This window comes from Streptomyces sp. PU-14G (assembly GCF_041028275.1).
Classification (GTDB): Bacteria; Actinomycetota; Actinomycetes; order Streptomycetales; family Streptomycetaceae; genus Streptomyces.
This window is the reverse complement of record NZ_JASKYT010000277.1, coordinates 1-9069: the sequence shown is the minus strand read 5'-3', so window position 1 is coordinate 9069 and position 9069 is coordinate 1. Positions and strand designations below refer to the sequence as shown.

Sequence of the window (9069 nt, the reverse complement as noted above, 5' to 3'; positions counted from 1 at the left end):
CCCAATGGAGGAAACGGGGGTGCCCCCCCCCCCCCCCCCCCCCCCCCCCCCCCCCCCCCCCCCCCCCCCCTGCGCTCCCCGACAAAACCGACAACCCCGTCGAAGCCATCGCCGCCGCCTGGCGGCGCGAACGCCCCGGCACCCCCGTTTCCTCCATTGGGATCGTCACCCCGCTGTGGCGCCTGGCCAAGCTGTTCGGCGACGACCGCCGCCGCGTGCTCGCCCGCGCGGGCGTCGACACGGCCACCCTCGACCTGCTCAGCATGTTGCGGCGCGCGGGCGAGCCGTACACGCTCACCACGCGCGAACTGGCCGACCGCTCGATGATCACCGCCGGCGCCGTCTCCCAACGCGTCGCCCGCGCCGAACGCGAGGGCCTCGTCACCCGCCGCCCCGGCGAGGGCCGCCGCCGTTCCGTCCTCGTCGAGCTCACCGACGCCGGACACGCCCTGGTCGAGACCACCGTCGACCAGGTCCTCACCCGCGAGTCCGACCTGCTGACCGGCCTCACGCCCGAACAGCAGAACCAACTGGCCGAACTCCTGCGTGTTCTGCTGCACGATGTCCAACAACGCCTGGACGACCACCGGCTGTCACAGGTGGGCGAACCCGACTGACCACGACCACGAAGCCTGTCGACCCCCCTTTCACTGTAGTAACTTCGAGTGACCGAACTGCGGGCAGAGAGCTGAGAGATTCGTTGCGTATGAACAAGCAGGCGAGGACAGCGATGTGGACCGCAGGAGCCGTTACCGCGGCCCTGCTGTTGGGAGCATGCGGAAGCGACGACGACGGCTCGAAGGGCGAGATCAAGGGCGCGCACGACAGCAAGCCGTCGAAGTCCGCCTCGGCATCGAAGAGTTCCGCTCCCTCGGAGCCCGGGGACTCGGAGATCAAGCTGGCGAAGGACGCCAAGAACGTCTTCGAGGACGTCAAGACGGACGACCCGAAGAAGCGGGAGGTCCTGGCGGACAACCAGCGGCGGATCAACTCCATCGACCGGGTGATCACCACGCACAAGGACACCGCTTTGGTCAAGAAGTACTCCAAGGGCGAGTCCTTGATCGCGGCGAACAAGTACATCCTTGACGCGCTCAAGGAGAATCAGGGCTGGGCGGGGGTCACCCGCTACTACGACCAGAAGGTCGTGCTCAAAAGCGACACTTTCGCCGAAGTGAGCTTCTGTGCCGACGAGAGCAAGGCGAAGAACAAGGATCTCAAGAGCGGCGAACTCGCGCCGAACAACGGGGGCGACTTGAACTACATCTTCAGCAAACTCATCGTGGAGCGCAACAAGGACGGTGTCTGGCAGGCGATGTCGGGCTCCGAGACCGCGAAGGCCGAGAAATGCATGGACTGATCCGGAGAAGTTCAGTTGCAGTCGTCACCACCGGTCTGCTCTTCGCGGCTTCCTGGCCCGCGCAAGCGGACCCCAAGGGCACAGGGACGAGCAAGGCTTCTGGTGGAACCGACCGCGGTGACATCGTCACCGGGGTCTCCCGCGTCCAGATCACCGGTGGTGGTGACACCGGCGAGGACACCGTCAAGTTGACGCCGCAGAACTCCGACTGGGAGCCACCGGCGTGCTGGTACGAGCCGAAGACCTCGCCCAAGGAGCTCAAGGAGAAGATCGAGGGCGCGAAGCCGGAGAAACGGAAGCCGAAGAAGAAAAAGAAGCCGGAGACGATCTTCGACGATCTGGAAGAAAGCAACCAGGACACCGCGGACGCGGTGTCCAACCAGGTGGTCGGTCTCTACGAGGACTACTACCAGACGGACAAGTACGAGGACTACAACATCGACAAGCAGGGCGAGGGCATGTTCTGGGAAGGGGTGAGGAACCCCGACCGCGCTGACGACCCCGCATCCTACAAGTGCAGCGAGCACGCTTACTGGGTGCCGGACGGTGAAACCCCGAAAAACGTACCTCTCGCCGTCAGCCCCAAGGTGCTGGCCGAGTACGCGTACGAGCGACTGCCCATCCCCCGCACCGAGATATCCCTCAACCCCGAGGGCAAGCAGACGGTCAACCTCGACACCTGGGTGTGGGCCGACAAGAAGAGGTTCAAGAAGGTGAGCGTGACGGCCTCGCTGAAGAATCCCGCCATCTCCGCCACCACCACCGCCGAACCCGTCTCCCTCACCCTCGAACCCGGCACCGAGGACGCCAAAACCTACCCCGGGTCGGGCAAGTGCACCCTCGGAGAGCCCTACTCCGCCGGGAAGAAGGACCAGAGCCCACCCTGCGGCGTCAGGTACCTGCGGGCCACCAGCAAGAACGGCGCCTACCCTCTCAAAGCGACCCTCACCTGGGAAATCTCCTGGAAGGGATCCGACGGCAGCGGCGCCGCACTCCCCGCGGGCACCTTCAGCACCACCGAAGACGTCACCGTCAAGGAAATCCAGTCGATCGTGCGCGACTGAGCCGTCCCACGGCACGGACGCACGACGGCGCCTGCCGTGACCCGGTCGGGGACTGGCAGGCGCCGCGGTGTCCGTACGTCCTTGTACGGAGGTTCGAAGGGGCGCTCAGACGGTCAGGGAGCGGTCCGTGGGGCGGATGGGGGCGTGCAGGGTGCTGGTGGCACCCGTCAGGTGGCGGTCGACGGCCTTGGCGGCGGAGCGGCCCTCGGCGATGGCCCACACGATGAGGGACTGGCCGCGGCCTGCGTCCCCGGCGACGAAGACGCCGGGGACGTTGGTGGCGTAGGAGTCGTCGCGGGCGATGTTGCCGCGCGCGTCGAGGTCGACGCCGAACTGTTCGACCAGTCCGTTGTCGCGGTCGACGCCGGTGAAGCCCATGGCGAGGAGGACGAGTTGGGCGGGGATCTTGCGTTCGGTGCCCGGCTTGGGTTCCAGCTTGCCGTCGACCATCTCGACCTCGACCAGGTGGAGCCACTGGACGTTGCCGGCTTCCTGTCCCTCTTCGGAGGCGGAGCCCTCGAAGTGGGTGGTGTTGACGGAGTAGACCCGCTCTCCGCCCTCCTCGTGCGCGGAGGTCACCTTGTAGAGCATGGGGAAGGTCGGCCAGGGCTGGCGGGCCGGGTCCCGTTCCTCGCCCGGCTTGGGCATGATCTCCAGCTGGGTGACGGAGGCGGCGCCCTGGCGGTGCGCGGTGCCGACGCAGTCGGCGCCGGTGTCGCCGCCGCCGATGACGACGACGTGCTTGCCCTCGGCGGAGATGGGGGACTCGACGTAGTCCCCCTCCTGCACCTTGTTGGACAGCGGCAGGTACTCCATCGCCTGGTGGACGCCGTTCAGTTCCCGGCCGGGGACGGGCAGGTCGCGGGCCGTGGTGGCGCCGGCCGCGACGACCACCGCGTCGTACCGCTTGCGCAGCTTCTTCGCGTCGAGGTCGCGGCCGATCTCGACGCCGGTGCGGAACTTGGTGCCTTCGGCGCGCATCTGCTCGATGCGGCGGTTGATGTGCCGTTTCTCCATCTTGAACTCGGGGATGCCGTAGCGCAGGAGGCCGCCGAGGCGGTCGGCGCGTTCGTAGACGACGACGGTGTGTCCCGCGCGGGTGAGCTGCTGGGCGGCGGCGAGCCCCGAGGGTCCTGAGCCGATGACGGCCACGGTCTTGCCGGAGAGCCGCTCGGGCGGCTGCGGGGCGACGCCGCCGTTCTCCCACGCCTTGTCGACGATGGAGACCTCGACGTTCTTGATGGTGACGGGCGGCTGGTTGATGCCCAGCACGCACGCCGACTCGCAGGGTGCGGGGCACAGCCGCCCGGTGAACTCGGGGAAGTTGTTGGTGGCGTGCAGGCGTTCGGAGGCCGCGGCCCAGTCGCCGCGGTAGGCGTAGTCGTTCCACTCGGGGATGAGGTTGCCCAGGGGGCAGCCGTTGTGGCAGAAGGGGATGCCGCAGTCCATGCAGCGCCCGGCCTGCTTGCTGATGATGGGCAGCAGGGAGCCGGGGACGTAGACCTCTCTCCAGTCCTTGACCCGCTCGTCGACCGGTCGGGACTGTGCGACCTCGCGGTCGGTGGTCAGGAAGCCCTTGGGGTCAGCCATGGGTCGCCGCCTCCATCATCTTCTCGTGGGTCTCGGTCTCGGAGAGACCCGCCCGCTCGGCGGCGTCCTTGGCGGCGAGCACGGCCTTGTAGGTGGCGGGGAGGACCTTGCGGAAGCGGCTTGCCGCTCCGGTGGGCCCGTCCCAGTCGGCGAGGAGCCCGGCGGCCACGGTGGAGCCGGTCTCCTCCTGGTGGCGGCGCACGACCTCGTGCAGCCACGTCCTGTCGTCGTCGGTCAGGTCCTCGATCGCGCCGCGCAGTCCGGCGTTGACGTGCCCGAGGTCGAGGTCGATGACGTAGGCGGCGCCGCCGGACATGCCGGCGCCGAAGTTGCGTCCCGTGGTGCCCAGGACGACGGCCGCGCCGCCGGTCATGTACTCGCAGCCGTGGTCGCCCACGCCCTCGGAGACGACCAGCGCCCCGGAGTTGCGGACGCAGAAGCGTTCGCCGACCCGGCCGCGGAGGAAGATCTCACCGCCGGTGGCGCCGTAGGCGAGGGTGTTGCCGGCGATGGCGGAGTACTCGGCCAGGTGGTCGGCGGCCCGGTCGGGGCGGACGATCAGACGGCCGCCGGAGAGGCCCTTGCCGACGTAGTCGTTGGCGTCGCCCTCCAGGCGGAGGGTGATGCCGCGCGGGACGAAGGCGCCGAAGGACTGTCCTGCCGAGCCCGTGAAGGTGATGTCGACGGTGTCGTCGGGCAGCCCCGCGCCGCCGAACTTCCTGGTGACCTCGTGTCCGAGCATGGTGCCGACGGTCCGGTTGACGTTGCGGATCGCGACCTGGGCGCGTACCGGCTGCGCGTTCTCGGCGGTGTCGGCCTCCAGCGCGTCGGCGGCCAGCTTGATCAGCTGGTTGTCGAGCGCCTTCTCCAGCGCGTGGTCCTGGCCGGTGACCTGGTGGCGGACGGCGCCCTCGGGCAGCTCGGGGACGTGCAGGAGCGGGGCCAGGTCGAGGCCGCGCGCCTTCCAGTGGTCCACGGCGCGGGAGGTGTCGAGGAGTTCGGCGTGGCCGATGGCCTCGTCGAGGGTGCGGAAGCCGAGTTCGGCGAGGAGTTCGCGGACCTCTTCGGCGATGAACTGGAAGAAGTTGACGACGTACTCGGCCTTGCCGCTGTAGCGCTCGCGCAGCGCCGGGTTCTGGGTGGCGATGCCGACCGGGCAGGTGTCGAGGTGGCAGACGCGCATCATGACGCAGCCGGAGACGACGAGCGGCGCGGTGGCGAAGCCGAACTCCTCGGCGCCCAGCAGCGCGGCGATCACGACGTCGCGGCCCGTCTTGAGCTGGCCGTCGGTCTGCACGACGATCCGGTCGCGCAACCCGTTGAGCAGGAGGGTCTGCTGGGTCTCGGCCAGGCCCAGCTCCCAGGGGCCGCCCGCGTGCTTGAGGGAGGTGAGCGGGGAGGCGCCGGTGCCGCCGTCGTGTCCGGAGACGAGGACGACGTCGGCGTGGGCCTTGGACACGCCCGCCGCGACGGTGCCGACGCCGACCTCGCTGACCAGTTTCACGTGGATGCGGGCCGCCGGGTTGGCGTTCTTCAGGTCGTGGATGAGCTGGGCGAGGTCCTCGATGGAGTAGATGTCGTGGTGCGGCGGCGGGGAGATGAGGCCGACGCCTGGCGTGGAGTGCCGGGTCCTGGCCACCCACGGGTAGACCTTGTGTCCGGGGAGCTGGCCGCCCTCGCCGGGCTTGGCGCCCTGGGCCATCTTGATCTGGATGTCGTCGGCGTTGACGAGGTACTCGCTGGTGACGCCGAAGCGGCCGGAGGCCACCTGCTTGATGGCGGAGCGCCGCGCCGGGTCGTAGAGCCGCTCGGGGTCCTCGCCGCCCTCGCCGGTGTTGGACTTGCCGCCGAGCCGGTTCATGGCGACGGCCAGCGTCTCGTGGGCCTCCTGCGAGATGGAGCCGTAGGACATGGCGCCGGTGGAGAACCGCTTGACGATCTCGCTCGCGGGCTCGACCTCCTCGATGGGGATCGGGGACCGCTCGCCCTTGAAGGAGAAGAGGCCGCGGAGCGTCATGAGGCGTTCGGACTGCTCGTCGACGCGCTGGGTGTACTGCTTGAAGATGTCGTAGCGGCGCTGCCGGGTGGAGTGCTGGAGGCGGAAGACCGTGTCGGGGTCGAACAGGTGCGGCTCGCCCTCGCGGCGCCACTGGTACTCGCCGCCGATGTCGAGGGCGCGGTGGGCCGGGGCGATGCCGGAGACCGGGTAGGCCTTGACGTGCCGGGCCGCGACCTCCTGGGCGACGACGCCGAGGTCCGCGCCGCCGACCTTCGTGGTGGTGCCGTGGAAGTAGCGGTCGACGAACGCCTCGTCCAGGCCGACCGCCTCGAAGACCTGCGCGCCGCGGTAGGAGGCGACCGTCGAGATGCCCATCTTGGACATCACCTTCAGCACGCCCTTGCCGAGCGCGTGGATCAGGTTGCGGATGGCCTGCTCGGGCGCGAGCTGGTCCCCGTCGCCCGGCAGGAAGGTGCCCGCGCGGACGAGGTCCTCGACCGACTCCATGGCCAGGTAGGGGTTGACCGCCGCCGCGCCGTAGCCGATGAGCAGGGCGACGTGGTGGACCTCGCGCACGTCGCCGGCCTCGACCAGCAGCCCGACCTGGGTGCGCTGCTTGGTGCGGATGAGGTGGTGGTGCACGGCGGAGGTGAGCAGCAGCGACGGGATCGGCGCGTGCTCGGCGTCCGAGTGCCGGTCGGACAGGACGATGAGCCGGGCTCCCGACTCGATCGCCGCGTCGGCCTCCACGCAGATCTGTTCGATCCGGGCCGCGAGGCCGTCCCCTCCTTCGGCGACGCGGTAGAGCCCGGAGAGTGTGGCGGACTTGAAGCCCGGCATGTCGCCGTCGGCGTTGATGTGGATGAGCTTGGCCAGCTCGTCGTTGTCGATGACGGGGAACGGCAGGGTGACGCTGCGGCAGGAGGCGGCGCTCGGCTCCAGCAGGTTGCCCTGGGCGCCCAGCGGCGAGTGCAGCGAGGTGACCAGTTCCTCGCGGATGGCGTCCAGCGGCGGGTTGGTGACCTGCGCGAACAGCTGGGTGAAGTAGTCGAAGATCAGCCGGGGCCGCTCGGAGAGCGCGGCGATGGGCGCGTCGGTGCCCATGGAGCCGATCGGTTCGGCGCCGGTGCGTGCCATCGGCGCGAGGAGGACCCGCAGTTCCTCCTCGGTGTAGCCGAAGGTCTGCTGGCGGCGGGTGACCGAGGCGTGGGTGTGCACCACGTGTTCGCGCTCGGGCAGCTCCGCGAGGTCGATGAGCCCCGCGTCCAGCCACTCCTGGTAGGGGTGTTCGGCGGCGAGCTGGGCCTTGATCTCGTCGTCCTCGATGATGCGGCGCTCCGCGGTGTCCACGAGGAACATCCGTCCGGGCTGGAGGCGGCCCTTGCGGACGACCTTGGCGGGGTCGATGTCCAGGACGCCGACCTCGGAGGCGAGGACGACGAGGCCGTCGTCGGTGACCCAGTAGCGCCCTGGACGCAGCCCGTTGCGGTCGAGAACGGCTCCGACCTGGGTGCCGTCGGTGAAGGTGACGCAGGCGGGGCCGTCCCAGGGCTCCATCATCGTGGAGTGGTACTGGTAGAAGGCGCGGCGGGCGGGGTCCATGGAGTCCTGCGACTCGGCGGACTCCCAGGCCTCGGGCACCATCATCAGCACCGAGTGCGGCAGCGAACGGCCGCCGAGGTGCAGCAGTTCGAGCACCTCGTCGAAGGTGGCCGAGTCGGAGGCGCCCGGGGTGTTGATCGGGAAGATCCGCTCCAGCGTCTCGTGGTCCCCGAACAGGCCGGAGGCGAGCTGGGACTCGCGGGCCCGCATCCAGTTGCGGTTGCCCTGCACGGTGTTGATCTCGCCGTTGTGGGCGACGAACCGGTAGGGGTGGGCCAGCGGCCAGCTCGGGAAGGTGTTGGTGGAGAAGCGCGAGTGGACCAGCGCGATGGCCGTGGCGAAGCGGCGGTCCGACAGGTCGGGGAAGAACGGCTCCAGCTGTCCGGTGGTCAGCATCCCCTTGTAGACCAGGGTGCGCGCTGACAGCGAGGGGAAGTAGACGCCGGCCTCGCGCTCGGCGCGCTTGCGCAGCACGAAGGCGGGCCGGTCCAGCGCGATGCCGCTTCGCTTCCCGGAGGAGTCGGCGACGAACAGCTGGCGGAAGGTCGGCATGGTGGCGCGGGCGCCGGGGCCGAGCAGCTCGGGTGCGACGGGCACGTCGCGCCAGCCGAGCACCGTCAGCCCCTCCTCGGACGCCAACGTCTCGATCTGTGAGACGGCTGCCGCGGTGGCTTCGGCGTCCTCGTCCTCCTGCGGCAGGAAGGCGACGCCCACGGCGTAGGAGCCGGGCTCGGGCAGGGCGAAGGGGACGTTCGCGCGCAGGAAGGCGTCCGGGATCTGGAGGAGGATGCCGGCACCGTCGCCGGTGTCCGGGTCGGATCCCGTGGCGCCGCGGTGTTCGAGGTTGCGCAGCACGGTCAGCGCCTGTTCGACGAGCTCGTGGCTGGGCTCGCCGGTCAGGGTCGCCACGAAGCCGACACCGCAGGCGTCGTGCTCGTATCGGGGGTCGTACATGCCCTGCTTGGCAGGGCGGTGGGCGGCCCAATCCGCTGTCGGCACAGCACGCATCGGCAGCTCCCGTCGTCTCGTGGCAGTGGTACGTACCGAGGGACGACGTTGGCCCTCTTGTGGCAGAAGAATTTCGAGCAGGTTACAGGGTGGCCGATTTCCCGGAAAGTGGAAGACGCGTCTCGCGATGCGGACACGGGGCGGCCTGGTCCTCGTGGGACCTGCGCGGAGGGGGGCGGGGTCGCAGGTGGTGACCCCGCGTGAGGAACGGCTTGCTCGCCACTCAGGCGTCGTTGCCGGCGGCGTGACGGACTACTGCCCGGGGTCAGTCGAAATGAAACCGCCGGGTAACACGCGGATCATGCACCGGAAGGACCGCGCGATGCTGTGACCTGGCCCACGACGCGCCTCTGCGGCCGGACGAGCCGGACCGTACCGGGTTCCGGTCCGTGGGGTCGATCCGTGGGGTCGGCCCGTGGGGTCGGCCCGGCTGCCGAGGCCCGGCG

Annotated in this window: 5 protein-coding genes; 3 read left to right on the top strand and 2 right to left on the bottom strand. The window is 69.6% G+C overall.

Annotation, left to right across the window (positions count from 1 at the left end):
• Positions 1–107 precede the first annotated feature (107 nt).
• The 3 genes from AB8Z75_RS25720 to AB8Z75_RS25710 all read left to right on the top strand — a co-directional run bounded on the left by AB8Z75_RS25720 (position 108) and on the right by AB8Z75_RS25710 (position 2424).
• Positions 108–617, top strand: coding sequence for a MarR family winged helix-turn-helix transcriptional regulator (locus AB8Z75_RS25720; protein ID WP_369205938.1), 510 nt, complete (start codon positions 108–110; stop codon positions 615–617).
• 89 nt (positions 618–706) lie between these two features.
• On the top strand, positions 707–1360 hold the full coding sequence (locus AB8Z75_RS25715; RefSeq protein WP_369205936.1) for a hypothetical protein: 654 nt from the start codon (positions 707–709) through the stop codon (positions 1358–1360).
• The gene (locus AB8Z75_RS25710; RefSeq protein WP_369205934.1) at positions 1348–2424 is read left to right on the top strand and encodes a hypothetical protein; all 1077 of its coding nucleotides are present in this window, start codon (positions 1348–1350) and stop codon (positions 2422–2424) included. The genes AB8Z75_RS25715 and AB8Z75_RS25710 overlap by 13 nt, the downstream gene beginning before the upstream one ends.
• A 105-nt stretch (positions 2425–2529) precedes the next feature.
• Here the strand turns inward: AB8Z75_RS25710 and AB8Z75_RS25705 are convergent, their stop codons facing one another.
• On the bottom strand, positions 2530–4014 hold the full coding sequence (locus tag AB8Z75_RS25705; protein WP_369205932.1) for a glutamate synthase subunit beta: 1485 nt from the start codon (positions 4012–4014) through the stop codon (positions 2530–2532).
• Positions 4007–8623, bottom strand: coding sequence for a glutamate synthase large subunit (gene gltB / locus AB8Z75_RS25700; protein WP_369205930.1), 4617 nt, complete (start codon positions 8621–8623; stop codon positions 4007–4009). Before gltB ends, AB8Z75_RS25705 begins: the two co-directional genes overlap by 8 nt.
• Positions 8624–9069 lie beyond the last annotated feature (446 nt).

Coding starts and splice junctions, on each gene's coding strand:
- gltB (WP_369205930.1), bottom strand. CDS start 8,623: ATGCGTGCTGTGCCGACAGCGGATTGGGCCGCCCACCGCCCTGCCAAG.
- AB8Z75_RS25705 (WP_369205932.1), bottom strand. CDS start 4,014: ATGGCTGACCCCAAGGGCTTCCTGACCACCGACCGCGAGGTCGCACAG.
- AB8Z75_RS25715 (WP_369205936.1), top strand. CDS start 707: ATGAACAAGCAGGCGAGGACAGCGATGTGGACCGCAGGAGCCGTTACC.
- AB8Z75_RS25710 (WP_369205934.1), top strand. CDS start 1,348: ATGCATGGACTGATCCGGAGAAGTTCAGTTGCAGTCGTCACCACCGGT.